At 37.4% G+C, this 25,959-nt stretch carries 22 protein-coding genes, 2 tRNA genes and 1 rRNA gene; 15 read left to right on the forward strand and 10 right to left on the reverse strand.

Annotated features, from left to right (window positions below; all coding sequences use genetic code 11):
• Positions 1-101: ribosomal RNA gene (gene rrf, locus CDW55_RS09655) — 5S ribosomal RNA — on the forward strand; the annotation flags it as partial.
• Between the two features lie 308 nt (positions 102-409).
• Here rrf and CDW55_RS09660 read toward each other — a convergent pair.
• Complete coding sequence (locus CDW55_RS09660) at positions 410-1,969, reverse strand: hypothetical protein (protein WP_228399642.1); 1,560 nt, start codon at positions 1,967-1,969, stop codon at positions 410-412.
• 251 nt (positions 1,970-2,220) lie between these two features.
• Between CDW55_RS09660 and nadD the strand changes: the two genes are divergently transcribed.
• From nadD to CDW55_RS09675, 3 genes are all read left to right on the forward strand, one after another.
• The gene (gene nadD, locus CDW55_RS09665; RefSeq protein WP_088469582.1) at positions 2,221-2,805 is read left to right on the forward strand and encodes a nicotinate (nicotinamide) nucleotide adenylyltransferase; all 585 of its coding nucleotides are present in this window, start codon (positions 2,221-2,223) and stop codon (positions 2,803-2,805) included.
• A 24-nt stretch (positions 2,806-2,829) separates the two neighbouring features.
• Positions 2,830-3,174, forward strand: a complete 345-nt coding sequence (locus tag CDW55_RS09670) for a DUF3817 domain-containing protein (protein ID WP_088469860.1) — start codon at positions 2,830-2,832, stop codon at positions 3,172-3,174.
• A 360-nt stretch (positions 3,175-3,534) separates the two neighbouring features.
• Positions 3,535-5,826: an outer membrane beta-barrel family protein gene (locus CDW55_RS09675; protein ID WP_088469583.1), complete on the forward strand. Its 2,292-nt coding sequence runs from the start codon at positions 3,535-3,537 to the stop codon at positions 5,824-5,826.
• An 81-nt stretch (positions 5,827-5,907) separates the two neighbouring features.
• Here CDW55_RS09675 and ctlX read toward each other — a convergent pair whose 3' ends face one another.
• Positions 5,908-6,834 carry a citrulline utilization hydrolase CtlX gene (ctlX, locus tag CDW55_RS09680; RefSeq protein WP_088469584.1) on the reverse strand — a complete coding sequence of 309 codons (927 nt, stop codon included), beginning with the start codon at positions 6,832-6,834 and terminating at the stop codon, positions 5,908-5,910.
• 72 nt (positions 6,835-6,906) lie between these two features.
• Between ctlX and CDW55_RS09685 the strand changes: the two genes are divergently transcribed.
• Positions 6,907-7,569, forward strand: a complete 663-nt coding sequence (locus CDW55_RS09685) for a copper homeostasis protein CutC (RefSeq protein WP_088469585.1) — start codon at positions 6,907-6,909, stop codon at positions 7,567-7,569.
• A gap of 13 nt (positions 7,570-7,582) precedes the next feature.
• On the opposite strand, the gene CDW55_RS09690 is transcribed toward CDW55_RS09685, so the two are convergent.
• The gene (locus tag CDW55_RS09690) at positions 7,583-8,497 is read right to left on the reverse strand and encodes a dimethylarginine dimethylaminohydrolase family protein (protein ID WP_088469586.1); all 915 of its coding nucleotides are present in this window, start codon (positions 8,495-8,497) and stop codon (positions 7,583-7,585) included.
• Positions 8,498-8,785: 288 nt separating this feature from the next.
• Between CDW55_RS09690 and CDW55_RS09695 the strand changes: the two genes are divergently transcribed.
• Entirely contained in the window at positions 8,786-10,294 is a 1,509-nt protein-coding gene (locus CDW55_RS09695; protein WP_088469861.1) for a trypsin-like peptidase domain-containing protein, read from the forward strand.
• 28 nt (positions 10,295-10,322) lie between these two features.
• Here CDW55_RS09695 and CDW55_RS09700 read toward each other — a convergent pair whose 3' ends face one another.
• From CDW55_RS09700 to CDW55_RS09710, 3 genes are read right to left on the reverse strand one after another with little or no spacing between them, the layout of a single operon-like run.
• Positions 10,323-10,784, reverse strand: a complete 462-nt coding sequence (locus CDW55_RS09700; RefSeq protein WP_088469587.1) for a hypothetical protein — start codon at positions 10,782-10,784, stop codon at positions 10,323-10,325.
• On the reverse strand, positions 10,785-11,165 hold the full coding sequence (locus CDW55_RS09705; RefSeq protein WP_088469588.1) for a RidA family protein: 381 nt from the start codon (positions 11,163-11,165) through the stop codon (positions 10,785-10,787).
• Between the two features lie 47 nt (positions 11,166-11,212).
• Positions 11,213-13,804 carry a putative LPS assembly protein LptD gene (locus tag CDW55_RS09710; RefSeq protein ID WP_088469589.1) on the reverse strand — a complete coding sequence of 864 codons (2,592 nt, stop codon included), beginning with the start codon at positions 13,802-13,804 and terminating at the stop codon, positions 11,213-11,215.
• 55 nt (positions 13,805-13,859) lie between these two features.
• Between CDW55_RS09710 and CDW55_RS09715 the strand changes: the two genes are divergently transcribed.
• From CDW55_RS09715 to CDW55_RS09740, 6 genes are all read left to right on the forward strand, one after another.
• Positions 13,860-15,143, forward strand: a complete 1,284-nt coding sequence (locus CDW55_RS09715; protein ID WP_088469862.1) for an N-acetylmuramoyl-L-alanine amidase — start codon at positions 13,860-13,862, stop codon at positions 15,141-15,143.
• A gap of 60 nt (positions 15,144-15,203) precedes the next feature.
• Positions 15,204-15,275 (forward strand) — tRNA-Glu (locus CDW55_RS09720).
• 91 nt (positions 15,276-15,366) lie between these two features.
• Positions 15,367-15,621 (forward strand): 30S ribosomal protein S20, encoded by a 255-nt coding sequence (gene rpsT / locus CDW55_RS09725; RefSeq protein WP_088469590.1) that lies wholly within the window; start codon positions 15,367-15,369, stop codon positions 15,619-15,621.
• Positions 15,622-15,636: 15 nt separating this feature from the next.
• A tRNA-Glu gene (locus CDW55_RS09730) sits at positions 15,637-15,708 on the forward strand.
• 65 nt (positions 15,709-15,773) lie between these two features.
• The gene (locus CDW55_RS09735; protein WP_088469591.1) at positions 15,774-16,184 is read left to right on the forward strand and encodes a type II 3-dehydroquinate dehydratase; all 411 of its coding nucleotides are present in this window, start codon (positions 15,774-15,776) and stop codon (positions 16,182-16,184) included.
• A gap of 70 nt (positions 16,185-16,254) precedes the next feature.
• Positions 16,255-16,740: a hypothetical protein gene (locus CDW55_RS09740; protein ID WP_088469592.1), complete on the forward strand. Its 486-nt coding sequence runs from the start codon at positions 16,255-16,257 to the stop codon at positions 16,738-16,740.
• 1 nt (position 16,741) lies between these two features.
• Here CDW55_RS09740 and CDW55_RS09745 read toward each other — a convergent pair whose 3' ends face one another.
• Together CDW55_RS09745 and CDW55_RS09750 are read right to left on the reverse strand one after the other, a co-directional pair.
• On the reverse strand, positions 16,742-18,577 hold the full coding sequence (locus tag CDW55_RS09745; RefSeq protein ID WP_088469593.1) for a monovalent cation:proton antiporter-2 (CPA2) family protein: 1,836 nt from the start codon (positions 18,575-18,577) through the stop codon (positions 16,742-16,744).
• Positions 18,574-19,095, reverse strand: a complete 522-nt coding sequence (locus CDW55_RS09750; protein ID WP_088469594.1) for an NAD(P)H-dependent oxidoreductase — start codon at positions 19,093-19,095, stop codon at positions 18,574-18,576. Before CDW55_RS09750 ends, CDW55_RS09745 begins: the two co-directional genes overlap by 4 nt.
• An 80-nt stretch (positions 19,096-19,175) precedes the next feature.
• On the opposite strand from CDW55_RS09750, the gene CDW55_RS09755 reads away from it, so the two are divergent.
• The gene (locus CDW55_RS09755; RefSeq protein WP_088469595.1) at positions 19,176-20,327 is read left to right on the forward strand and encodes a hypothetical protein; all 1,152 of its coding nucleotides are present in this window, start codon (positions 19,176-19,178) and stop codon (positions 20,325-20,327) included.
• Positions 20,328-20,339: 12 nt separating this feature from the next.
• On the opposite strand, the gene recJ is transcribed toward CDW55_RS09755, so the two are convergent.
• Positions 20,340-22,049: a single-stranded-DNA-specific exonuclease RecJ gene (gene recJ, locus CDW55_RS09760; RefSeq protein WP_088469863.1), complete on the reverse strand. Its 1,710-nt coding sequence runs from the start codon at positions 22,047-22,049 to the stop codon at positions 20,340-20,342.
• A gap of 109 nt (positions 22,050-22,158) precedes the next feature.
• A complete protein-coding gene (locus tag CDW55_RS09765) occupies positions 22,159-23,781 on the reverse strand; it encodes an ABC-F family ATP-binding cassette domain-containing protein (RefSeq protein ID WP_088469596.1) in 1,623 nt (540 codons plus the stop codon).
• Positions 23,782-23,945: 164 nt separating this feature from the next.
• Between CDW55_RS09765 and smpB the strand changes: the two genes are divergently transcribed.
• Together smpB and CDW55_RS09775 are read left to right on the forward strand one after the other, a co-directional pair.
• Positions 23,946-24,404: an SsrA-binding protein SmpB gene (gene smpB / locus CDW55_RS09770; RefSeq protein WP_088469597.1), complete on the forward strand. Its 459-nt coding sequence runs from the start codon at positions 23,946-23,948 to the stop codon at positions 24,402-24,404.
• A 77-nt stretch (positions 24,405-24,481) separates the two neighbouring features.
• Positions 24,482-25,942 (forward strand): OmpA family protein, encoded by a 1,461-nt coding sequence (locus CDW55_RS09775; RefSeq protein WP_088469598.1) that lies wholly within the window; start codon positions 24,482-24,484, stop codon positions 25,940-25,942.
• Positions 25,943-25,959 lie beyond the last annotated feature (17 nt).

Here is a 25,959-nt window from a genome sequence, read left to right on the forward strand (position 1 = left end):
GTTTTAGCAGAGGGGCTCACCTGTTCCCATTCCGAACACAGAAGTTAAGCCCTCTAGCGCCGATGGTACTGCGAAAGCGGGAGAGTTTGTCGCCGCCAGTTTTTTTAATCCTCATTCATGTATTTGATTGAGGATTTTTTGTGTTTATACAACTCAATTTACGACTGTTATACAGTTTAAATAACTTCCTAACGGTACAGAAATTACCAGAATCTTTATCGCTTACGAATATCCGACAGGAAAATAGTGGAAGAGGATTTCAACGCAGCTCTTTATTTCAATAAACTTAATATAATTAATTGTTTTAGTTGCAATGCAAATAAGGAGCGGAAACGATAGGTTTGTAATGTGAGTTACGTAATAGTTTAGTATAAAATTAAGGGTTTACCTATTTAATTTAATCTGGTATTTAGAATTTACTTAAAATACCCCAGTGGATTTTAGTATCGCCAAATTTTACAGGGTTCCCAAATTCGTTTCCGTTGGAGATCTGAAAGCTCATTAAACCTATCGGCAAAAAAAAGTTGAATCCCAGCCCGAAACTATATAGTTTAGGCTTAAGAGAAAGGCTCTTGTTATTCAGGTCCCCATATTGCCCAAAGACATCAAAGAACGCCTGATTTCCTGCCAGAAAGCGATACTCTGCAGTCCCGAAATAGTAAAAATCTGCAAAAAGAGCATTCTCATTGAAACCCCGAAAAGAATTCCAGCCACCAAAACGAAGCAATTCGTTTGCAACCAACTCATTTTTTGCGTTTATCAGTGCGGTTTCAGCTCTAAGATTTAAATAATGATTACCGGAAATATAGAAATTCCGTTCCCCGTAAAAGAAAAAATTATTTTGAGATATTTGGGTGTTATCGTTCGAATATAAGGTCGAAATATAATCTGCAGAGGCACGAATCTTCGTTTTATGCATAAAAAGCTCAATTTCAGACGGTTCGGTAAAATCATACCAAATTCCGATACCTTTTTTCCCAAAATCTTTACCCTGAATATATAAGGAATCCATAACAGATGAAGTTTCGAAAGTTCCTCTGAGTCCCAATTTCTGACGGTTGCTGAGATGAAGATAAAAGCTGGGTATAAATTTAACATTCGCAAACGTTGAATCCTGACGATAAATGTTAACATTAAGATCCAGTCCCAGGTTCGATTTAAAAAGATAAGGAATATCGGTTTTCAGATCGAAAATCTGACCTTTGTCGGGATTTCTCTGCCAAAAGATATTTACTGTTTCGAAACTGTTGAACATGTTCCGGAAGTTCATATTTAAACTTCCATTGAAAGTAAATTTCTCTGTCTTGTCATTACCAAACCCAATTATTCCGTCGAAAGAATTAGACTTTCTTTTTTGCAGAAAAAGAAATACCTGGGTAGAATCTTTTGTAAAAAGTGTTTGTGCAGGTTTTTCAAGTGAAATGAAAGGGTGATTTTGTAAAGACTGATTAATCCGGATCAGGTTTTCATCAGCATAAATTTTTCCCTGAAAATCTTTTTCTAAATTCTTTACAAACCGTTTCGGAACTTTATCGTAACCTTTAATAACAAAACTGTTTATTTTTCGCTGCTCACCGTTTACTACCGAAATTTCAATGTGAGGAATATTTTGCTGCATTCCCAGAAATTTAGATTTTACTCTATTGAATGTAAAACCTCTGGCCCGGTAACTCGCGTTAATCTCTTTTTTAAGAGAATCCAGATTTTTGGTAAAGAACTCTTGTTTAAGATTTAAGTTTTTAGCAATCTCTTCAGTTAGTTTTACGTTTGCTTCATTAAAGTTTTTCCCTGTGTCGAAATAGATTTCGGTTCTGTTTGCTTCTTTTTTTACATTCCGCAGCTCAGTTAAGTAATAGTTGTTTTGGGTAAGAGAATCGAGAAATTTAACCGCGGAAACCGAATCTTTAACCAAAGTTTTCTCGTCAGTCTGTATATTAATCAGCCAAAATTCTTTCTCTTGCGCCTGCAAGGAAACACAAAAAAATATCAGAAGTATGTGGAAAAAGGATTTCAAAAAAGAAGTTTCAGAATTTGAACTCAATTTACGCAAGTTTATTATATTTTAGAAATTATATTTTTTCAATTTGATGATCTTAAAAAAAATTTATTGTATGTGAAATTCTCTGTATCTGCGGTAATTGTTTCGGCTATAAAAATTAATTCTTTACCTTTATCAACTTATAAGTAAAGTAAGAATTAATACAATTGCAAGTTGATTTTATGAAGAAAATCGGGCTGTTTTTCGGGAGTTTCAATCCCATCCACATCGGTCATTTAATTTTGGCGAACTATATTTTAGAGAATTCTGATATGGATGAACTTTGGTTTGTTGTAAGTCCGCAGAATCCTTTCAAAGAAAAAAAATCGCTGCTGAACGATCATAACAGACTCGATATGGTGCAACTCGCCATTAAAAATTATCCGAAAATGAAAGCTTCGAATGTTGAGTTTTCTCTTCCGAAACCAAGTTATACAATCGATACACTAACTTATTTGCACGAAAAATATCCCGATTATTCCTTTGCTTTAATTATGGGAGAAGACAATCTGGAAGGACTTTCGAAATGGAAAAATTCAGAAACACTCGTAAAAAATCATCAGATTATTGTTTATCCCAGAAGTTTTGAAGGTGAAAAGAAAGATCACGAATATCTTCAGCATGAAAACATTTCCCTTATCCAGGCACCTATTATCGAGATTTCGGCCACACAGATACGAAAGATGATTAAAGACGGAAAAAATGTGCGACCAATGTTGCCGCCGGAAGTTTTCGATTATCTTGACGGAAGCGCGTTCTACAGGTAATAGTAGGTTTAAATAATGAATATAATGAATATCATAGAAAAATTTTTCTCAAAATATCCTCAGGAAAAAGTAATCAGTTGGTTTAAGAAAATCTGCATTGCAGAAGCGATTTCGTGGTTTTTTCTCTTCACTGCAATGATCTGGATAAGGTATGATCGCGACGGCTTTTTACCAACGATTTATATTATTATTGTAGGCAATATTCACGGATTATTTTTCACCCTTTATCTTCTTCTTCTGCTTCCCGCAAGAAAAATATATAACTGGGATGACGAAGACACCGTTTTTGCGCTTCTTGCCGCATTTTTTCCGTTCGCAACTGTTTGGGCAGATACAAAACTTGCCAAATTTAACAGGGAAGAAAATTAAACACCTTATACTTTTTTAATACATCATTATAATCACAAAGTGGAAATTTTTTCCACTTTTTTTATTTTCGAATGTAACAATTCTTTGGTCCAAGTTGTCTAATTGTATAAAGATAGATCCTCTTGTAAAATTTTATTACTGATAATCAAGTAATTAATTTTGGAAAATTATTTATCTACTACTTTGTATTGCATGATACTAAACTAATTATATATCTTTGCAATACAAAACTAATACGACAAAAAACTAATAACCAATTAAGAAAAGGAGGGAAGAAAAAACTAATCACCAACCACAACTGATAACCAAATCAAAAACTAATAACCCATCTTCCTTCTTTTTCTTTTAAAACTTTTAACCATGAAAAAACTCATTATTTCACTTTCAATTCTTTCCGGAATAATTGCTTTCGGGCAGGCAACCGTCAAGAATGATTCAGCAAAAGTTCACAACATTCAGGAAGTTTTAATGACCAAAAAAGTCTTCAAAAAAGAAAGCGACCGTTTCGTGTACGACATCTCCAATGCGCCTGTTGCAAAAGGAAGTACAACTTTTGACATTCTTAAACAGACGCCTCTTATTTCAACCACCGACGAAAGCACCCTGAAAATTGCGGGAAAGAATAATGCAATCATCTACATCGATGGTAAGAAAAGCAATATGGATGCACAGTCTTTAGCGCAGTTTCTTAAAAATACGCCGGCGGAAAATATTCAGAAGATCGAAGTGATTACAATGCCAGGAAGTGAATTTCAGGTGGAAGCTTCGGACGGAATCATCAATATCGTGATGAAAAAGAAAATGACCAACGGACTGAACGGAAACATCAGAATGGCGAGTTCGGCAAATATTTACAGCAGCAATTCCTCAAGTTTTTCCGCAAATTACAGAAAAGATAAATTAGGCATTTCTGCAAATTTAACAGGCAGCGAAAACATACAACCTCAAAGTTATGTTCTGCGAAACGGTAACAGTAAGGCAACCAATGAATCTGTTGGTGATATCATTGACCCTAACAAAAATTTGGGCGGCTATCTGAATATTGATTACCAGTTAACCGAAAAATCGAATATGGCTTTGTCCTGGAATACCTGGGCAAATAAAAGTTATAATTCAACCGTTAATCTTTTTAATACCATCAGAACGCTGAAGCAGGGAAATGTGTGGGAAACAAAATACAGCAGATCTAGAAATAAAGAAGACGCCCGTTCTTACAATAACAGTGTAAACTTAAATTATGAACTGAAAACGGACAGTCTGGGAAGTAAATTAAATCTGAATGCCGCTTATTTGAATTTTAAAAGATTCCAGAGTACAGATAATAATACCTATGAATCTACAGCCGATGGGATTGATTTGTACAGATCGCGTTATGTTTCCCAGAGCCTACCGCAGATTATCAATAATTTTTCAGGAATGGCAGATTATATCCAGAAATTAAAAAATGATTTGACGGTTTCCGTCGGCGGAAATTATAATAAAACAAAAACCGATAACGACACCCAGAGTGTAACTTCGATCTTCAATGCAGATGGCAGTTTGGCAGAAGTATATAACGCAGAAGGCATTAAAATAGATAATCCTTTGAGCACGCCGAACCATTTTCTGTATGACGAAAATATTTACGGGCTTTACGTTACGGTTGAGAAGAAATTCTCGGATAAATTTTCCGGAAAAATCGGAACCCGTTACGAAATGACGAAAAGTACCGGGACTTCGGATAACGCACAGGATGTGAATTTGCGAAACATTGAAAGAAATTACAGCAATGTTCTTCCTTATCTCAGTCTGAACTATGCGATTAACGAAAAAAACAATATTTCGTATGCATTTTCTAGCAGAATGATAAGGCCGAGTTTCTGGGAAATCAATCCGGTTAAAAATATTCTTACCGAGAATAATTATGTGCAGAACAACCCTTTTGTAAAAGCGTCTTCAAGCTATAATCAGGAACTTACCTATATGTTCAAAAATTCATATTTCCTGATTTTGAATCACTCTTTGGAGAAAGATATTATCACGCAGGTTCCTTTACAGGGAATTCCGGTTCATGCGGACGGAAGCGTGGGCACACAGAATCAGCTGCGTTATATCAGAACCAATTTCGGCGACAAACAGGAAATGTCTGCGATGTTTGGGATTCAGAAGTCTTTTTTCAAACAGGCATGGACGACCAATTTCAACATCGGGGTGCAGCATAACAAAAATAATGGCAGTTTAAGTGTAGATCCTACCACTGGCGATATTTTCCCGCTGTACACGAATAATACCAGCTCTACAAGTTTTGTGGTGCAAACCAATAACAATATCCGTTTGGACCAAAAGAAAACCTGGTTTGCCGGCGTGAATTTCTTTTATGTAGACAAACAGCAGATTGAACTGGGAATGCTTAAAAACCTTTCAAGTCTGGATTTGAGTCTCAAAAAAATATGGAACGACTGGACCTTTACCGTAAATGTAAACGATATTTTGAAAACAAACATTGTAGAAGTGGAGGATTATCAGGAAAACGGCAATTACAATTACGTACAGAACAACATGTACAGACAAAGTGTTGGCGCAAGTATCGTATACAGCTTCGGAAATCAAAAGGTGAAAAAGGTGAGAAACATCGAAAGTGCTTCCGATGAAATAAAATCGAGAACCAAATAATTTTTTCTATACTTAATTAAATTTTTAAAAATAATCCCCGAAATTTTTCGGGGATTATTGGTTTTTTTTATGAATTTCCTATTAAATATTCTTCGGCAAAAACACTTCAGCCAACATGCATCTTGCACTTCCGCCGCCGTTGGTTTCAATTGTATTCAAATCTGAGTAAATGATTTCGGAATATTTTTCGATATTTTGAATTTGTGCGGGAGTTAGAGATTTATAGGCAGTCTCGCTCATCACCAAAAATTTATCCCCGGCTTCATTCTGTACCTGAAGCATGTTTCCGGCAAACTGCTGCAATTGGTCTTCCGAGATTTCTATGATTTCTTTTCCGGTCGATTTAATGACTTCCTGCACTTTTTCACGCTCCAGTTCATCATCAATACAATCCAGACAAATCACTACAAATTTGTCGGCAACACACATCATTACGTTGGTGTGGTAAATAGGAAGTCTTTGGTCGCCGGCATTTTGGTAAGAATGAAATACAACAGGCCTGAAACCGAATTTCTGGCAAAACTGGCGGAAAAGTTCCTCATCTAACCTCAGTGAAACCGAACCGTAAGCTATTTTGTGTTCGTGATCGAAAATCATGCTTCCGGTTCCTTCCAGAAATTTTTCCTGATCTTCAAAATGAGATAAATCATCAATTTCTGTTATTTCGAAACCTTTGTCTTTCAGAGTTTCCAGGATATCAGTTCTGCGCTCAACTCTTCGGTTTGGTGCAAACATCGGATATAGAACTACTTTCCCGTCGCTGTGAAAACTTACCCAGTTATTCGGAAAGATAGAATCCGGAGTATGTGGATCCAAAGTATCTTTAACGGTGATAACGTTGATGCCTTTGCTCTTTAATTTATCTACAAAACTGTTGAATTCATCAAGAGCTTTTGTCTGGATGTCAGCATCTTTTTGTTCGACCTGAAAATAATTGTTTTCGGCGGTTTGGGCGTTGTAACTGAATGCGATAGGTTCCACCATCAGAACCGTGCTGGCTGTTTGCATGAAATATTGTTTTTATTAGTATTAATCTGTGGTTGAACAAAAATACTTAAATTTATAGACAATAAAGAAATCATGTTAGAAATTGCCTGTTTTGAAATAACCTCTGCCGAAACTGCCCTTAAATCCGTGGCAGACCGAATCGAATTTTGCGATAATATCGACCTTGGCGGTACAACACCCAATTTGTACGAATTCCGGTATCTGAAATCAAATTATGCAACGCCAATTTACGTGATGATTCGGCCAAAAGGCGGTTCGTTTTTTTATTCGGAAGCCGAATTTACAGAAATGAAAAGCAGTATCATCAGTTTCCGCGAAGCCGGAGCAGATGGTTTTGTGTTTGGTGTTTTGGATGTGAATAATGAAATTGATGAAGAAAAAAATACAGCGTTAATTGCACTTGCAGGAGACAGACCATGCACGTTCCACCGTGCGTTCGACCGGACTGCGGATTTAGATAAATCCATTCAGACCTTGATTAGCCTGGGTTTTAAAACCGTTTTAACCTCAGGCGGAAAACCTGATGCTATGAAAGGGAAAGAGAATCTGAAAGAACTCATTTCAAAATACGGTAATCAGATCGAAATTTTAATCGTTGGCGGCGTTCGCTCCGAAAATGTTCAGCAGCTCAAAGAATTTACCGGCGCAACGAGTTTTCACTCTTCTGCAATTCTTAAATATGATACTTTCGCAAGCGAGGAAGAAATTAAAAAACTTAAAATGCTTAGTTCTTAACTTCTGCTTTTTCTTAATCACGCACCAGCGGCAAAGTAGAGCAGCGGAGTAAACCACCCATTTTTGATATTTCCCGGTACGGAATTTCCTCAACTGTAATTCCCCATTCATTCCGGAGGTGATTGTTCAGTCGTGTAAACGAAGAATCTGAAACTACAATTTCTTCAGAAATCGAAAAAATATTAGGATTCATTTCGAACATTTCCTGCTGCGTTACATGGAAGCAGTTTTCTTCCCCGAAAATGTCGATTAAAAGTCTGTAATCACTTTCATCAACAAAACCATCTTTGTAAATAATGCATTTATCCTTTCCTACGGGATTGAAAGTACAGTCCAGATGTAGAATTCCCTGATAGGGATCGGTATCGTTTTTCTTCAGTTCCAGATCGATGATTCTTTTTTTAGGAAAATATTCTTTCAGGATTTCAATAGCGTATTCGTTGGTTCTTGCGGTCTTGAAATTCCTGTAATCTTCTGAAAAACAAGTGCCTATAAAAAGGAAATCATTCCACACAATTACATCGCCGCCTTCGATATGTGCCGAATCCGGAAGATTGATGATTTTCTTCCAGCCTACGCGCGCAAAAATTTTTCTGTACGCATCCTGCTCATCATATCGGTCCTGGATGATGTTCGAGATAATCATTTTATCTTCAATAACGAAAGCCACATCACGCGCGAAAACCTGATTGTAGTTTTCAATAAGGTGAGGGTGGTAAACTTCTACACCGTGTTTGATGAGGATTTTCTCGAACTCGGTCATCTCATAAATGATGTCTTTTTCATTAGGATAAATTCCATGCTGTATAGAATGGTACGATTTTGCGTCGTAACTGTCTTCCAAAGAGTGAGCAGGACCCATCGAATTGGGCATCCCAAGAACTACTGATCTCAGTTTTGAAGTTTCGTTATTGATGTTTAGTCTCATAATAAAGTGATTGTCCCAAATTTAAACAAACGTTTTGAGTTGAGGAAATTTTTGAAGGATTTGAGAATATAAGAATTTACTGTCGTAAAAGATTTTTTGAAGCCCGTGAATTGGGAATTAATTTAACTTTTATACAGATGTTGAATCCAATATGAAAATATAATTAAAATCTTATAATTCTTGTTAATTTTTAGTTAAAACTGAAACATATCACTTCCCATTAATACTTATTAAGTGCTAAATTTGAAGCAACAAATATTTTAAGATCATACAATATAATTTATGAAGATGAAGGATACCTTAAAAAAACTAATTCCCTACGCATTCGTGGGTGTAATCTCCGGAGCTACGACTTTCGGAGCTATTAATTATTTTAATGTGCATAACGAAGACGCTGAGTTTTCGTATTTCGCACCCAAAAATACGGATGCCAAATATGCATCATTTAACATGACCGGCGTTGGTGATGATTTCGTGAAAGCATCTAAAATGACGGTGCCGGCCGTAGTAAGTATTAAGAACTACTCCAACAGAACTTCGAACAGAAGCGAGCAGGATATGTTCGATCTGTTTTTTGGAAATCCATTTGGCGGACAGCCAAAACAGCAGCAGGCTCCCAAAGATATGCCTTCAGGAATGGGTTCCGGAGTCATTATTTCGCCGGATGGTTACATTATTTCAAATAACCACGTTATCGCGGGAGCCAGTAAGCTGGAGGTGGTGCTTTCCAATAAAAAATCTTATGTAGCTAATTTGGTAGGGACCGATCCCACTACAGATATTGCACTTTTAAAAATTGAAGAAAAAGGATTGCCTTACCTGAATTTTGCCAATTCCGACAATGTGGAAGTAGGCCAGTGGGTTTTGGCTGTCGGCAACCCGATGGGATTAAATTCAACAGTAACCGCCGGAATAGTTTCGGCTAAAGGCAGAAGTATCGATTTGCTGAGCCAGCAATCCAGAACACCGATTGAAAGTTTTATTCAGACCGATGCGGCAATTAATCCAGGAAACTCAGGAGGAGCATTGGTGAATCCTAATGGTGAACTGATCGGAATTAACTCTGCAATTTCTTCGAAAACCGGCTATTATGAAGGTTACGGTTTCGCAGTTCCATCGAATCTTGCCCGAAAAGTGGTTGAAGATATCAAGAAATTCGGATTAGTGCAACGCGGTTTCCTTGGCGTGAAATCACTCGATTTATCAGATACACGTCAGGTTTCTATTTATAACCAGCAAAACAAAACCAATATTAAATCCGGAGATGGGGTATATCTCATCGAAGTTGTAGATAAAGGCGGTGCTGAAGCTGCGGGATTAAGACCTGGAGATATCATTACCAAAGTCGATGAAACACTTGTCTCTAACTATTATGATCTTTCTTTCGCTGTCGGAAGCAAAAGACCAGGCGACAAAGTAGCCGTTACGTATTTAAGAAACGGCAGAACCAATACTGTAAATGTAACTTTGAGAGACGAAAAGGGTGGAACTTCATTCAGAAGCAAAGCTGATCTTACAGTAACCGAAAAAATTGGTGCTGATTTCGAACCTTTAAGCGAACGGTTTAAGACAGATTATGGGCTGAACAGCGGAGTAATTGCTAAAAACGTTGTGGCAGGCAGCGAAATGTCGAAAATTGGCGTAGTTGATAATTATATCGTTATTGAAGTAAATGGAAAACCTGTAAACTCGCAGAAAGATGTGGAAAAAATCCTTCAGGGTTACAACGGAAACGTTCAGGTAAAATATGTGGACGAATACGGAAGAATAACAACAAGAGGTTTTAAAATGCCTTAAACCATTTTAAAAACCGAAAACGCAGCTTTTATTGAGCTGCGTTTTTTTTATGCTGAATTTTCTTTAATCTTTTCTTTTTCCGTTCGTAAATCACTTCTGTAATTTTTCCTCCAATCCATGAAAAGGGGAAGAATGTCAGGAATATTAAAATCTTATAAAAAGTAGGATGATACGGGAAAATAATAATGTCGAGCATCGCGATAAAGAGTAAAATAAACCCAATTAAAATTGCGTAGGCAACTTTGGCATATTTCACGATGATTGCAGTAACAACACCACCCACAGTAGCTGCAATGCCCGAAGAAATAAGCAACGCGACGAAGAAATACGGTTTGTTTTCCATCGCTTTCAGAAGCTGTTCCCAATTCCCGAACGGCGAATATTCATCATAGGTAATCCATGATGAATTAAGTCTCACTCCCAATGAAATGATGAGTGCTGCAACAGCGAGACCTACTAAAACCGCAATCGTATTCCTAATGAAATTCATTTAAAACTGATGTGCAATCATTGAAATTTCAATATCTACATTTTTGGGCAGACAGGAAACCTGTACGGTTTCTCTTGCCGGAAAACTCTCAGGATCCAGATATGATGCGTAAATATCATTCATTACTGCGAAATCATCCATATTTTTTAGAAAAATCGTTGCTTTCACCACGTTTTTAAAAGTCATTCCTGCTTCCTTCAAAATTGCTTCAAGATTTTTCATGACTTGATGGGTCTCTTTTTCGATGCCTTCTTCAAGCTTTCCAGTTTGGGGATTCAGGGGAATCTGGCCGGAGATGTATAAAATTCCGTTGGCAAAATTAGCCTGTGAATAAGGACCAATTGCTGCAGGCGCATCAGAAGTAGAAATTATTTTTTTCATAATGATAATATTGGCAAATATAAAACTAATGTTTAATTCTTTAAAATTTAAAACGGTGCATTTGGCTGTGTAAAACTACGGTCTTTATATTTCAGGGCGTCGCGCAGAATATTCGCTTTGATTCCGATAAAGAAATCGTAGACTTTGTACTGGCCATAAGGTATCCAGTTAAAATTAATCGTAAAACTACGCTGGTCGCGCGAAAAACCAAGCTGTGTATTGGCAATTTCTTTTGTAATAACGTCGTAATACAGGTTTCCGGTAATGTTCCAGAACGGTGTAAGTTTTATACTCCCATCTAATCCGATAGATGCCATTTTGTTCCCAAAACGCGTCAGGCTTCTGGTGTAGCTGTACTGGGCATTGATGTTTAAAGTCCACGGTTGGGTGAAACGTGCATAGTTATCATCATCAAAGTAATAATCTTCGTTGCGGATTTCTCCTTTTTTACTGTACTTTTTAGACAGGTCTTCTTTGTCTTTTTTATCGAAAATTTCGCTGCTCAAAGGATATGAAAGTTGCGCGTTGAAACCCTGAACACTGAAATGCCCAAAATTTTCGGTCCGGATTCCGGTGTCTTCACCTGGCGCAAAAATAATTTGGTAAGGCTCCAGATTCAATCCTGTATTCAGGTTTAGCTTTTCAAATATTGTGGTCTGCCCGCTGAAACTGAAGATTGACCATTTGTGGGTTGGCGCCGCGAAGTTATAATTCGTGTTGAAATTTAAACTTTCGAAGATTTTTATTTTTTTGATGCCTGTAGAATCTTTTTTAGACCGTACTTTCATCTCTAAATTATTATTCACTGAAAAACTCAGCGCCTGAACCAGACCTGAATTTGGAGAACCGATGATTCCGCGGTCGAAAATGGAATAGGGTGTCATTTCGCCCCGATCATTGGCGTAGGTTTTATAGTACCCGAAACTGGCTGCCGAAAAATCCGGAGAGTAACTGAAGCCAATTTGTGGAGTCATCATGTGACGTATTGCCTGGATTGAAGATTCTTTTTTAAAGTTCAGCATCCCGTACAGTACAGTCTGTAAACTTGCTCCGGTAGAAAAGGAAGAATATCCAGCGATTTTTTTATTCAGAATGTCATCAACACGGTTGGTGATAGGGTTGTAACTTCTTGTAAGCGTTTTTGTCGTTAAGGCATTGTCAATATTGGCTGAAAGTGAGAATGTAAAATACTTGGCAATTGTTGTATTAGTGCCTAGTGTAATATTGTTTTTCAGTCCGGTCTGCATTTTGTCCCACATCGTTTGGGTGAAAAGTTCGCCTTCATTGGTTTGTACATAGTTATTAAAATTCAGACCAGTATTTACGGTGATGTTTTCTAAAAGGCCCTGTCTTACTCCGGTTTTAGGTTTAAATAAATAAAACTGATTAATCGCTACATTCAAAACCGGTAGTTTTAAATCTGCCAAACCTGTAGAGAAATTCTGGGAATAAGATGACGTTCCGGTAATCGTAATCGGAAGCGTAAGAAACCTTTTTACAACACTTACACTGGAGTTTTGCTGAGCATTAAGGTTATTTTGGTTGAACGCGTAATTATTATTTACGGTATTATTATAAAATTTATTACTTACCACATCTACAGAAGCAGAAAAAGTAAGGAAAGGATTCGCTTTGCTGTCCTGCTGATGTCGCCACGCAATCCTGTACGTACGGCTTTTGGAATAATCTGATAAACCTTTAATTCCCCGTACAGTGTTCCCCACATCTGCAGAAAAGTTCCCGGAGTAGCGGTAATTTTTCTTGTAATTCATTTCCGGCCGGAGATTCCAGCTGCCTTTAGTATAAATGTCTGCAAGAATTTTCAAATCAAAATGATCTCCGATAGGTTGATAATATCCAAGAGAATTCAGGAAAAATCCGACATCTTCTCTCTCACCAAAACTCGGAATCAGGATTCCTGCGCTCCGTTTATCTGAAAAAGGAAGTATCGCAAAAGGCATGATCAGCGGAGTAGGAACCTGCTCGATATACATCTGTATAGGTCCCGTAATTACTTGTGATTTGTCTTTCCCTTTTATTAATTTGATGTTTGGCGCAAGCAGATAATAATCGGCAATGGTGTCTTTTTTCTTAATGAAATATTCGTCGGTTGTATATTTCCCGCGACGCATAAAGAAAACGGAATCATTATATTTCTTGGTTTTTTCAGCAATAATTACCCCTTCACTTTCTTCAGTTCTTGCATTGAAAGCTATGGCCTGACGGGTTTTGATGTTGTAAGAAAACTCGTCGTATTCATATTTTTTGCCTCCCTGTACTGCAACCGCCGGATTTTTTATTCTTCCTAAAGAATCGAGCTCACCCCTTGCGAAAATCATCGATTTATTCCAGTCGATCGAAATATAATCTGCATCAATCTGCATATCCTGATATTTTACCTGAGCTTTTTTGTTCAGGTAAGTCATTTTTTTTGGTATATCATTTCGGATATTGTCGGCCTTGGTTTCCACCACTGCCTCAAGCTGTTCCTGTGCAATAATTATGGTGTCGACTTTAGGAATAGTATCATTAACTATCTTATTTTCAGGCAGAATTTGAGCATCTGTATGTGCTAAAAAACTGTTAAAAATTAGGATAATTAGAATATGTAATATATTTTTGGAGCTCGTTTTGGCCAAAGCGATATTTTCTGTAATTTGTGGTCAAAATTAGCATAATTTTTAAAATGTAATGATGATTAACTATAGTTTTTCTTTTAAAAAATATTTTCACCTCTTTTTTCTTCTTCTTTTTTCAGTTATCGGAGCGCAAAAAAAATTCACCGTAGTTCTTGATGCGGGACATGGCGGTTCGGATCATGGTGCAAACCGCTATTATAGTGAAGTTGGCACTTTACGGGAAAAAGATGTAACCCTCTCCGTTGTACTGAAGGTAGGGCGAATGTTGGAGAAAAATAAAGACTTCAAAATAATTTATACCCGTAAAATCGACGAATATCCATCGCTTACCGAACGTACTACATTGGCAAACCGAAGTAAAGCAGATCTTTTTATCTCTGTTCACTGCAATGCCAGCACGAAAACAAGCCCTTATGGCACTGAAACTTTTGTACAGGGACCGGACCAGAATAAAACCAATCTTGAGGTGGCAAAAGCTGAGAACGACGTAATTTATCTGGACGAGAAAGATCGTGAAATGTTTGCGTCTTATGATCCCAAATCACCAGAATCCTTAATTGCGTTGAAAATTCAGCAAAGCAAGTATTTGGAAAGCAGTCTGCTTTTCGGGAGTTTTGTAGAAGGCAATTTCGTAAAAAAGAACAAAAGATTTTCAAGAGGGGTAAAGCAACAGAATTTACACGTTTTGAGGCTTAATGCCATGCCGTCTGTATTAATTGAGACCGGCTTTATCAGTAATTATGATGATGCCATGTATCTGGCTTCCGAAAAAGGACAAAACGAAATTGCAGGAAGTATATACGATGCGATTATCGATTATAAAAAAACATTTGACAGAAATGCCACCGCGGCTCCTAAACCCGAGCCTGTGCCTGAAGAAAAACCGCTTAAAAATGATTTCAGAATTTTACTGATGTCATCCCCATCAAAATATAACAGTACGGATCCTGCGCTTAAAGGCTTGAACTATATCCTTCCGATTAAAGAGAATGGCATGTACAAATATTATTATGGCACCACCAATTTAGCATCAGTAAGAGACAATAACCTGAAAACTGCGCGAGATGCTGGCTTCAAGAATGCAACTTCAATCTCATTTGTGCCGAACCAGAAGCTGGGAATTGGGTATTATACTCTGGAAATTGCTGTAACTTCACAGAAGCTCAGCTCCAATTCAAAAGTGCTGAATACACTGAAGGATGTGAACCGGGTAAAAGAAAACGGTAAATTTTATTATACCTACGGAAAATTTTCGAGTCTGGAGGAAGCTGTTAAAGCACAGAAAGCCATTGAGTTGAAAGGTATTGATGATTCAGTAATTCAAAAAGTTTCAAAATAAACATGGGTTTGGTATTGCAGGTTTAAAACTTAATTAATATTTTTGCAGTCCTCAAACAAAGGCCTATTCGTCTAGTGGTAAGGACTCAAGATTTTCATTCTTGCAACAGGGGTTCGATTCCCCTATAGGCTACAAAAGATTGAAAATTTTTTTAAAAAAAATTAAAAACTATTTGGTGTAATAAAAATATTTTATATCTTTGCACCCACATTTAGGAAACGATATGGCAAATCATAACTCAGCTCTGAAAAGAATCAGACAAAGCGAAAAGAAAAGATTAAGAAACAGATACTATCATAAAACTGCGAGAACAGCTATGAAAGGTCTGAGAAATGAAGAAGACAAAAAAGTTGCAACAGAGCAGTTGCCTTTAGTAATCTCTTTGTTAGATAAATTGGTGAAGAAAAATATCATTCACAAAAACAAAGCTGCAAACTTAAAAAGCAAATTAACTAAGCACGTTAATAAACTAGCTTAATTAAATAAAGAGTCTGGCCCGTTCGTCTATCGGTTAGGACCTCAGATTTTCATTCTGGTAAGAGGGGTTCGATTCCCCTACGGGCTACTTAACTTCCGAAATTAGTTTTTCGGAAGTTTTTTTATGGCTATATTTGAGGAGTTTTTAATTTTATGAAAATACTTATTGTCAACGGTCCCAATCTTAATTTGCTCGGGACGCGCGAGCCTGAGATTTACGGAACAACTTCTATGGAAGATGAGCTGAGTAACCTTCAGCATAAATTTCCGGATCATCAAATTACTTATTACCAGTCGAATGTTGAAGGTGAAATTATCAATCGTATACAGGAAGATGATTTTGGTGCGCTTGTAATTAATCCCGGTGCTTTTACCCATTATTCTTATGCAATTGCAGATTGTCTCAAAAATATTTCTAAACCGAAAATTGAAGTTCACATCAGTAACATATATAAAAGGGAAGAATTCCGCCAGAAATCTGTTACCGCAGCCAATACAGATGGCGTTTTGAGCGGTTTCGGGCTTAAAGGTTACGAACTCGCGATTTTGAGTTTCGGAAAATGATTTTAGGAAATTACAAATAAAATTATTTGAAGGAATAGTTCTTGCTTCTGGAAAATCATTAATTCCAGCTATGAAAAACACGCTTCACTTCATTACTTTTGCGGTTTTGTTTTCCTGCGTTAAAGAAAACGATAAAGTCAGTACACAGAATATTACACAAAATGTAGAACTTTCCGCAACTGACAGTTCGAAAACGGCAGTTATAAAAAACCCAGATTATTCACCGGCGTTCGAAATTACTCCTCAGCATATTTCTCCGGAACAGGGAAGATCGGTTTTTACTCAAAATGGGATAACATTATTTTATTTCGATCAGAACTCAAATAAAGGAATAATCAATATCGACGGAAAAAATTATGACCTGACCCGATTTGATTTTAACGAGAATAATTATACGCTTTCCGGCAATGGTGTATCCATTGAAGCCAGTAATGGAGATTTTAAGGATATGGTAAGCGACTGTGTTTACGGAATCTTTCCACAGGTAAAAGTGACAATGGATGGCAAGATTCTTAATCTAACGAATATCAGTTTACAGGATTGCCCAGCGTACTGATTTAGATTTCTTCGTTATTATTCCACTGGGATTCGTCAAAGGAATGGCTGTCTTCAGCAAGAAGTTCTGCTTCACGCTCAAGCGATTCTTTCATGGTGAAAGTAATTTTATCTTTAAGCTGTTCTTTTGCAAGTTTCCTCACCATCGCTTTGTCGATCAACATAAATCTTTTCCCAAGCCTTCTTGCGGCATACGAACGCATGCCTGTTGCTTTCAGGATGTCAACTGCCATATCAACTGCAGTTCCTAGGGTTTCTCTGTAAATATTATCGACTCCGTTATTATAAAAATCATAAGCATCGAGACGGTTTTTTGCACGTACAAAGATTTTCAGCTGTGGATATTTTTTGCGCGCATATTCAAGGATGAATTTATTTTTTTCCGGATCATCCAGGCACAGGATTAGTAAATCTGCAGTTTCTGCACCTGCGGAACGCAAGATTCCAGGTTTGGTTGCGTCGCCAAAATACACTTTAAAATGATTCGATTTCAATAAATTCACCCGTTGCGGATCATTGTCCAACACCGTAGACTGTATTCCGTTTACTCTTAAGAGTCGGCCTACAGTACTGCCGAAGTGGCCAAAACCTACAATAATTATTTTCTGTTGTTTGATGGGTTCTGTATTTTCAAAAGCATCGTTTTGAATATTTAAAAATTTTGGTTCGAAATATTTTTCGTTAATGATAAGAAGTACTGGTGTAACACACATCGTGATTGCTGTTATTGCCATCAGCTGTGCATTAAGTTCAGGATTTAAAAGATATAATTTTGTTGCATAATTCACCAGTACGAAAGAAAATTCCCCGATTTGGGAAAGTGCAAATGCAACCAGTAAATTCTGATCAGTTTTCAATCCGAAAAACTTCCCAACCCCGAAAAGTACCGCAAATTTTACTGCCAGCACCACAATTGTAGTTGTAAAAATAAACATCGGGTCCTGCATAATCACAAAAAAGTTGATTGTGGCGCCAACACTAACAAAAAATACAGCCAGCAAAAGACCTTTAAAAGGATCAATCTGACTCTCCAGTTCATGACGGAATTCGCTTGTTGCCAGCATTACACCCGCCAGAAATGCGCCCAAAGCCGGACTTAAGCCCACGGAAGCCATTAATTCTGATACACCGATGACTAAAAATAATGATGATGCGGTAAGAAGTTCATTCATTCCCGACCGTGAAACATATCTTAGAAAAGGAACAAAAACGAAGCGCCCGAGAAAGATGAGAACTAAAACACCTAAAATTATCGAAAATGGCTGCAGCCAATCCGGAAGATACTGCAACAGGATTTGATGATCGTTTTCTTCAGGTCTTTTTGCTAAAATTGGCAAAAGTGCCAAAATCGGAATAACCGACATATCCTGAAAAAGAAGAATCGAAAAAGAAGCTTCCCCGGCATCGGTCCGGAAGATATTTTTTTCTTTTAATGTTTGCAAAACAATCGCTGTAGAAGACAGTGCAAAACACACCGCTGTAACTAATGCATGGTCTGTATGCCATTCTGCATAATAAAAACAGGCAAATAAAACGACAATGGTAATAAGCATTTGGCTTAACCCCATTCCCAGGATTTTCTTCCGGATTTTCCAGAATTTTTTCGGCTCAAATTCCAAACCAACCAAGAAAAGAAGCATAATTACACCGAATTCTGTGGCATGCATGATGTCATCAGAATCATTTCCCGTCAACTTTAATCCAAAAGGTCCGATTAAAATTCCACCCAAAATAAATCCAATCACGGAACTTAATCCCAGCTTGCGAACCAGAGGAACCATGATAATCGCGGCACCCAAAAATATTAGGCTGGTCATTGCAAGTGAATTATCGCTCATGGGATCTGTAAGATGTGCTTAATTTTATCGGTAAATTTTGTGAGTTCAGCTTTGGTGAGATCATCCGCATTGTGAATTGCAAGAATTTCTTTTACCTCAATGGAATTCACTTTTAGTGAAAGCGTAAGAAATTTCATCAAATCAGAAATGGTAGTTCCGTAAAGTCCGTTTTCAGAATAATTTTCTTCTTTGCCTCCCATGGTCACAATGATAACAGCGTCTTTATTCTTTAAGGGATTTTGGTCTTCGGACAACCATTTCAAATCAAAAACTTCGTCAATCCAAAGTTTTAGAAGAGGCGGAGAGGAAAACCAAATTAGAGGGAAATGAAAAACCAGCCGCTCATAATCCCGGATTCTTTTTCTCTCACGAAAGCTGGCAATGTGAAAATCCGGATACTCTTCATAAAGGTCTTTGAAATCAACTTCAGGAAAATCGCCGTATGCTTTTATAAGCTCCGCATTGGCGTGGGAGTATTCAAAATGAGGATGTGCAAAAACAACAAGCGTTTTTTTCACGGGGATATGTTTGCATAAAATTAATTAAAAAATCAAAATCAATCCTCAGTACCAACAGAAATTATTCTTATTTTTGAGAAATGAAGGCAGTACAAGTCGTTTCAGATCATCATATAAAATTATTCCTGAATTTTCCATCGTTGCTTTTTGTTAATGACAAAAATTATATCCGACCGCTTGATCAGGATATTGAAGCGGTTTTTGATCCTAAAAAAAATAAATTTTTCAGATCTGGCGAATGTGAAAGATTTATATTTCTGAATGATAAAAATGAAACGGTAGGAAAAATTGCAGTCTTCATCAATAAAAAGTACCGCCAGGCCCAACCGACAGGTGGGATTGGATTTTTCGACTGCATCAACGACCAGACCACCGCAAATTTTATATTCGATTTTGCAAAAAAGCGTCTTCAGGAAAAAGGAATGGAAGCGATGGACGGACCGATAAACTTCGGTGAACGCGATAAATTCTGGGGGTTGCTGATTGAAGGTTTTTCTGAGCCGCTTTACGCAATGAATTATAACGCTCCATATTACAAAGGACTTTTTGAGAATTACGGGTTTAAAGTTTATTTCAATCAGTTGTGTTTTGGCAGAAAAGTTCATGACGGTGTTAATGAAAATTTTCTCCGCATGCATGAACGGATTTCAAAGAATCCGGCAATTTCAGCCAGAAGAATGAAGATAAAGGATCTGGAGAAATACGCTGCAGATTTTACTGAAGTTTACAATAAAGCCTGGGCAAATCATGGGGAAGGAAAAGAAATTACAAAAGCCCACACGCTGAAGCTTTTTTCAACATTGAAGCCAGTCATCAACGAGCATATTTCCTGGTTTGTTTACGAAAATGAAAAACCTATCGCGATGTGGATGAATATCCCGGATCTAAACCAATGGTTTAAATATCTCGATGGAAAGTTTGGGTTATGGCAGAAACTGAAGTTTCTTTTGGTAAAAAAATTCAAAACAAATAGAAAGATGGTCGGGTTGGTTTTTGGTATTGTTCCCGAATGGCAGCGAAAAGGGATCGATGGTTATATGATTTGGGAAGGAACAAAACATTTCAGAAAAACGACAGATTTTGAAGATTACGAAATGCAGTGGATTGGCGACTTTAATCCTAAAATGATTCGTATTGCCGAGAATCTGGAAACAGAAGTTACGAGAAAACTCGCAACCTACCGTTATATATTCGACCGCAACAAAGCTTTCGAAAGGCATAAAATGCTGTGATTCCGTCTGTTCTTAATTAAATTTTACGTCACGGATATTCAGGTAATAGGTTACATTTCCTTTCCAGTGATTTTCTTCTGCGGTAAAGGCGATATCAAAAGATTTTTCCCGGAAATTATCTGCATATTTCCCTAATTTAAAGCCTACGCATTCAATATTTCTTCCTGTAGATTCCTGTCGGATGTAGAATTTTATGTGGCTTGCGTCTTTTCCCATTGTTTTTACATAACCCGCAACTTTCTGGTTTTTCAGAACCAAAACCGGCTTCATATTATGTGGCCCAAATGGTGCCAGTTTCCTGTGGAAATTAAAAAAATCCTTGTTCAGATCGTCGATGTCTACATCAGAATCAATCTTTATACTTGGTTCTTTCTGGTGTTCCTGAATTTTTTCGGCAACTATTTTTTCAAATTTTTCGCGGAAGAGATCAAACTTATCTTTTTCCATAGAAAGTCCTGCAGCAGCTGGATGTCCGCCAAATTTCAGGAAAAATTCTGAGCAGCTTTCCAATGCGTCGTGTACGTCGAAATCGGCAACTGAGCGGGCAGAAGCTACCATTTCCCCATTATTTCCATCGGTAAATACCAATGTTGGTTTGTAATAGGATTCGATAAGGCGTGAGGCAACAATTCCGATTACACCTTTGTTCCAATTGGATCCGTAAACAATGGTCGTGAAATTTTGTACCTGGCCAGTTTCTTCCACCTGCAGAAGTGCTTCAGTTGTACTGCTCATATCCATCTCGCGGCGTGAATCGTTGAGTGTAATAATATCGTTGACGATCTGTTGAGCCTGTTTCAGATTATCGGAAACCATCAGTTCGACAGCAGCTTTCCCGTGGGAGATTCTGCCGGCAGCGTTTATTTTAGGTGCGATTTCGAAAACGATATTCGAGATTTCAAAAGTGGCCAGTTTATCTTCGGGAATCAACATCCTTAAACCTAAATTTCTGGATTTTCGAAGAACTTTAAGTCCTTGTTTTGCCAAAACCCGGTTTTCTCCGGTCATGGAAACAATGTCTGCTGCTATTGATATGGCCAGTAAGTCCGTGAGTTCGAAAAGTTCGGCTTCGGGAATTTTATAGATGGTATTCAGACCCTGACAAAGTTTAAAACCTACGCCACAACCTGAAAGTTCTTTGAAAGGATACCTGCAGTCTTTCCTTTTGGGATCGAGAACAGCTACCGCCTGTGGAATTTCGTCGCCTGGTAAATGGTGATCACAAATGATAAAATCTACGCCAAGGTTTTTGGCATATTGAATTTTATCAATGGCTTTAATCCCGCAATCCAGAGCGATGATTAGTGAAAATCCGTTCTCTTTGGCGAAATCAATACCTTCGGTAGAGATTCCGTATCCTTCTGAATTTCGGTCGGGGATATAATAATCGAGATACTTTTTGTCAACGATTTTGCTCAGGTAGAGATACATGAGAGCCACAGCAGTTGTGCCATCTACATCATAATCTCCATACACCAGAATTTTTTCGCCGTTTTCTATAGCAGTCGCAATACGGTCTACCGCAATCTGCATGTCTTTCATTAAAAACGGATTATGAATATCGCTGAGATTGGGTTTGAAGAATTCTCTTGCTTTCTGATAATTGTCGATTCCTCTCAGCACGAGGATTTTAGACTCAAAGGTGCCAAAGCCAAGTGAGGAGCTTATGCTATCAACAATATCTTCATCGGGTTCTGGTTTGTATATCCACTTTTGACTCATAATCTCACAAAAATACGAAAAAAGATGGTAGCGTGATGAAGGAACAAATGAAAAACCGCCCAGTTTACTGAACGGTTTTTTTATCATTTGAAATTTAAATTCTTAGTGATTAGGAATACATTTGCTGGCGGAGTTCTTTCACTTTTTTGTCGGCTAAATATTCGTCGTAAGACATTTCTCTGTCGATAATGCCTTTTGGAGTTAACTCAATGATTCTGTTACAGACAGTTTCAAGCATTTCGTGGTCATGTGAAGCAAGTAAAATTGTTCCCTTGAAATTGGTTAAAGAGTTGTTTAACGTGGTAATACTCTCCAAATCCAGGTGGTTTGTAGGCTCATCAAGCAAAAGTACATTTGCTTTCTGTAGCATCATTCGCGAAAACATACAACGCATTTTTTCACCTCCGGAAAGTACTTTACAGGATTTTAAAGCTTCGTCTCCGGAGAAAAGCATTTTTCCTAAGAAGCCTCTCATAAATTCTTCGTGTCGCTCTTCATCATTTTTAGTAAATTGTCTCAGCCAATCTACTAAGTTAATGTCTTCCTGGAAGAAGGCGGTATTATCGAGCGGCATATACGACTGTGTGGTTGTAATTCCCCAGTTAAAAGTTCCTTTGTCTGGGCTGCTGTTGCCACCTAATATCTCGAAAAATTCAGTAATTGCTAAACTGTTTTTAGAAAGTACCGCTATTTTATCTCCTTTTTTAAGGTTAAGATCAATATTTGAGAATAAAAGCTCACCGTCTTTGGTTTTTTCAAGGTCCTTCACTTCTAAAATCTGGTCGCCCGCTTCTCGTTCGGTATCGAATATAATCGCCGGATATCTTCTTGACGACGGCTTAATGTCATCAATATTAAGTTTATCGATCATTTTTTTTCTTGCAGTGGCCTGTTTGGCTTTTGCAACGTTAGAAGAGAATCTTGCAATAAAGTCCTGAAGTTCTTTTTTCTTTTCCTCTGCCTTTTTGTTAGCTTGTTGACGCTGTCTTGTGGCTAGCTGAGACGCTTGGTACCAGAACGAGTAATTCCCAGTATAAAGATTCAATTTCGAATAATCTAAATCCGCAATATTGGTACAAACCGCATCTAAAAAGTGACGGTCGTGCGAAACAACGATTACGGTGTTTTCGTAAGTTGAAAGGAAATCTTCAAGCCATGAAATCGTATCGATATCAAGATCGTTGGTAGGTTCATCCAAAATTAAAACATCAGGATTCCCGAATAGCGCCTGAGCCAAAAGTACTTTTACTTTATTCTGATTTTCGAGCTCACTCATCAGCTGGTAATGCATATCATCTTTAATTCCTACATTCGATAACATCGTCATCGCATCAGATTCTGAATTCCAGCCTCCCATTTCGTCATAAAGTACACCCAATTCGCCGGCTTTAATCCCATCCGCATCAGAAAAATCTTCTTTAGCATATAAAGCATCCATTTCTTCCTTTATCTCGAAAAGCTTTTTATTTCCTCGTAATACGGTTTCTAAAACCGTGAAATTATCGTATGCAAAGTGATCCTGCTCTAAAACCGACATTCTTTTGCCTGGCTCCAAAGATACGCTTCCTGTTGTAGGGTCTTGTTGTCCGGTTAGTATTTTAAGAAAAGTGGACTTTCCGGCACCATTAGCACCGATAATTCCGTAGCAGTTTCCTTTGGTAAACATGATGTTTACGTCATCGAAAAGCACTCTTTTCCCGAATTGTAAAGATAAATTAGATACTGTTAACATATAGTTTTGTAAATTTGCTGCAAAATTACGAAAAGAAATTGGGTTTTGTGCTTCATTTCTATTTTCCAGCAATTGTTGATTCCGTTTTCTTCTGTTGTTATGTAAAATTTCGTTAAAAATTCTTAAAATTAACAGATTATTAATTCAGTATATTTTCCAGAGAAATGAAGATTGAAAAAACAGTTAATATTTTCAATAAACGAGCCAGGTTTGAATATGAAATTTTAGAGGAAATTGAAGCTGGTATGGTGCTTACAGGGACAGAGATAAAATCTTTGAGATCTTCAAAAGCAAGTATCACGGAAGCGTTTTGCCAGTTTATTGATGGTGAACTGTACATCATTAATATGATGATTGATGAGTATAAATTGGGAACATTTTATAACCATAAAACAAAAAGGGAACGGAAATTGCTTCTGCATAAAAGAGAGTTGCAAAAGTTCGCAAAAAAGCTGAAAGATGTTGGCAATACAATAATCCCTCTTAAGTTATATATTAACGAAAAAGGGAAAGCTAAAATTCTTATTGCACTCGGAAGAGGTAAAAAACTCTTTGATAAACGGGAAAGTATAAAAGATAGAGAAAACAAACGAAATCTCGACCGACTATTAAAGAAAAGTTAAAAATTCTCTTAAATTCTTTGTTTATAAGGAAAAATTATATTTATTTTGCATTATCAATTATTTAATCATTTAATTCTATGAAAAATCTAAAATTAGGAATTTCAGCATTGGCACTTACTGTTGCCTCTACTGTTTTCGCTCAAACGACCAGCAACCCGTGGCTTATCGGTGTTGGTGCTCACGGAGTAAATCATGTTGCAGCTGGAGGACAAGTGGGAGACTTTTTCCCACGTGCTTTTGGCGGTGGAGATGGTGGCGAGTTGTATAATATCGACAACTTTACGATTACACCTCCGCTTTCAAAATTAACTGTTGCAAGAAACTTAAACAAGTATTTAGTTCTTGATTGGCAAACTTCTGTAGGGAATGTTGACAATAAGAGAATCGGAATGGGGAAAGAATTCTTCCTTATGACAGGTTTAGGTCTTCAGTTCAAGTTTAACGGACTTTGGAATGAAGATTCTTGGTTTGATCCTTACTTAAGAGTAGGTGCGAACTATTTAAGACATGATTATTCGGGTGTTAATTTCCCATTAACTGATGTTAACGGACAAACATATTTAGGTTTTTCGGATAACACACCTTCAACGCAGAGAAGAAAAGATCACTTCACTGTTGCTACAGGTTTAGGATCTAATTTCTGGATAACTAAAAACTTCGGTCTTGGAATTCAGGGTGATTATGTATCAACTCCTGTTGATAAATCTGATGTTGCTAACTTTTGGCAAGCTTCTGCATCTTTATTGTTCAGATTCGGAAATACAGACAGAGATAAAGATGGTATCTTAGATAAAGATGATTTATGTCCAGATACTCCAGGTTTAGCTGAATTCCAGGGTTGTCCTGATACTGATGGAGATGGAGTTCCAGATAAAGATGACCAATGTCCAGATGTAGCTGGTCCAGTTGAAAACAATGGTTGTCCTTGGCCAGATACTGACGGAGACGGTGTTGTTGATAAAGATGATGCTTGTCCAGAAGTTGCAGGTCCAGCTGAAAATAACGGATGTCCTTGGCCAGATACTGATGGCGACGGAGTATTAGATAAAGATGATGCTTGTCCTACAGTTCCAGGTCTTGCTCAATACAACGGTTGTCCTAAACCACAATCTGCGTACGCTGAAGAGGCTACAGGTGCATTACAAGGTATTCTATTTGATTTCGACAAAGCAACTATCAGACCTGAATCTAACGCTAAGCTTGATCAAGCTGCAGAAATCGTGAAATCTTCTAATGGTGGTAAATTTATTGTAGAAGGTCAAACTGACAAGAAAGGTTCAGAAGCTTACAACTTAACACTATCTAGAAAAAGAGCTGCAGCTGTAGTTGGAGCACTTGAAGCAAGAGGAGTTAACGATAACCAACTTAAATCAATCGGTGTAGGCGAGCAAAAAGCTCAGGTTGCTGAAAACGCTTCTAATGAAGAAAGAATGGCAGACCGTAAAGTTGTAGTTATTGCAGCTGACTCTGATGCTTGGGAAGCAATGCAAAAATCTGATTTACCAGTGGTAAAAAAGAAAACCGTTAAAAAGAAATAATTTCTTATAACTAATAT

The sequence above is a fragment of the Chryseobacterium sp. VAUSW3 genome (genome assembly GCF_002205795.1).
Lineage (GTDB): Bacteria > Bacteroidota > Bacteroidia > Flavobacteriales > Weeksellaceae > Kaistella > Kaistella yananensis.

What these genes read in the sequence shown, in the direction of transcription:
- nadD (WP_088469582.1), top strand. Translation starts at nt 2,221, where the DNA reads ATGAAGAAAATCGGGCTGTTTTTCGGGAGTTTCAATCCCATCCACATC.
- CDW55_RS09670 (WP_088469860.1), top strand. Translation starts at nt 2,830, where the DNA reads ATGAATATCATAGAAAAATTTTTCTCAAAATATCCTCAGGAAAAAGTA.
- CDW55_RS09675 (WP_088469583.1), top strand. Translation starts at nt 3,535, where the DNA reads ATGAAAAAACTCATTATTTCACTTTCAATTCTTTCCGGAATAATTGCT.
- ctlX (WP_088469584.1), bottom strand. Translation starts at nt 6,834, where the DNA reads ATGCAAACAGCCAGCACGGTTCTGATGGTGGAACCTATCGCATTCAGT.
- CDW55_RS09685 (WP_088469585.1), top strand. Translation starts at nt 6,907, where the DNA reads ATGTTAGAAATTGCCTGTTTTGAAATAACCTCTGCCGAAACTGCCCTT.
- CDW55_RS09690 (WP_088469586.1), bottom strand. Translation starts at nt 8,497, where the DNA reads ATGAGACTAAACATCAATAACGAAACTTCAAAACTGAGATCAGTAGTT.
- CDW55_RS09695 (WP_088469861.1), top strand. Translation starts at nt 8,786, where the DNA reads ATGAAGGATACCTTAAAAAAACTAATTCCCTACGCATTCGTGGGTGTA.
- CDW55_RS09700 (WP_088469587.1), bottom strand. Translation starts at nt 10,784, where the DNA reads ATGAATTTCATTAGGAATACGATTGCGGTTTTAGTAGGTCTCGCTGTT.
- CDW55_RS09705 (WP_088469588.1), bottom strand. Translation starts at nt 11,165, where the DNA reads ATGAAAAAAATAATTTCTACTTCTGATGCGCCTGCAGCAATTGGTCCT.
- CDW55_RS09715 (WP_088469862.1), top strand. Translation starts at nt 13,860, where the DNA reads ATGATTAACTATAGTTTTTCTTTTAAAAAATATTTTCACCTCTTTTTT.
- rpsT (WP_088469590.1), top strand. Translation starts at nt 15,367, where the DNA reads ATGGCAAATCATAACTCAGCTCTGAAAAGAATCAGACAAAGCGAAAAG.
- CDW55_RS09735 (WP_088469591.1), top strand. Translation starts at nt 15,774, where the DNA reads ATGAAAATACTTATTGTCAACGGTCCCAATCTTAATTTGCTCGGGACG.
- CDW55_RS09740 (WP_088469592.1), top strand. Translation starts at nt 16,255, where the DNA reads ATGAAAAACACGCTTCACTTCATTACTTTTGCGGTTTTGTTTTCCTGC.
- CDW55_RS09745 (WP_088469593.1), bottom strand. Translation starts at nt 18,577, where the DNA reads ATGAGCGATAATTCACTTGCAATGACCAGCCTAATATTTTTGGGTGCC.
- CDW55_RS09755 (WP_088469595.1), top strand. Translation starts at nt 19,176, where the DNA reads ATGAAGGCAGTACAAGTCGTTTCAGATCATCATATAAAATTATTCCTG.
- recJ (WP_088469863.1), bottom strand. Translation starts at nt 22,049, where the DNA reads ATGAGTCAAAAGTGGATATACAAACCAGAACCCGATGAAGATATTGTT.
- CDW55_RS09765 (WP_088469596.1), bottom strand. Translation starts at nt 23,781, where the DNA reads ATGTTAACAGTATCTAATTTATCTTTACAATTCGGGAAAAGAGTGCTT.
- smpB (WP_088469597.1), top strand. Translation starts at nt 23,946, where the DNA reads ATGAAGATTGAAAAAACAGTTAATATTTTCAATAAACGAGCCAGGTTT.
- CDW55_RS09775 (WP_088469598.1), top strand. Translation starts at nt 24,482, where the DNA reads ATGAAAAATCTAAAATTAGGAATTTCAGCATTGGCACTTACTGTTGCC.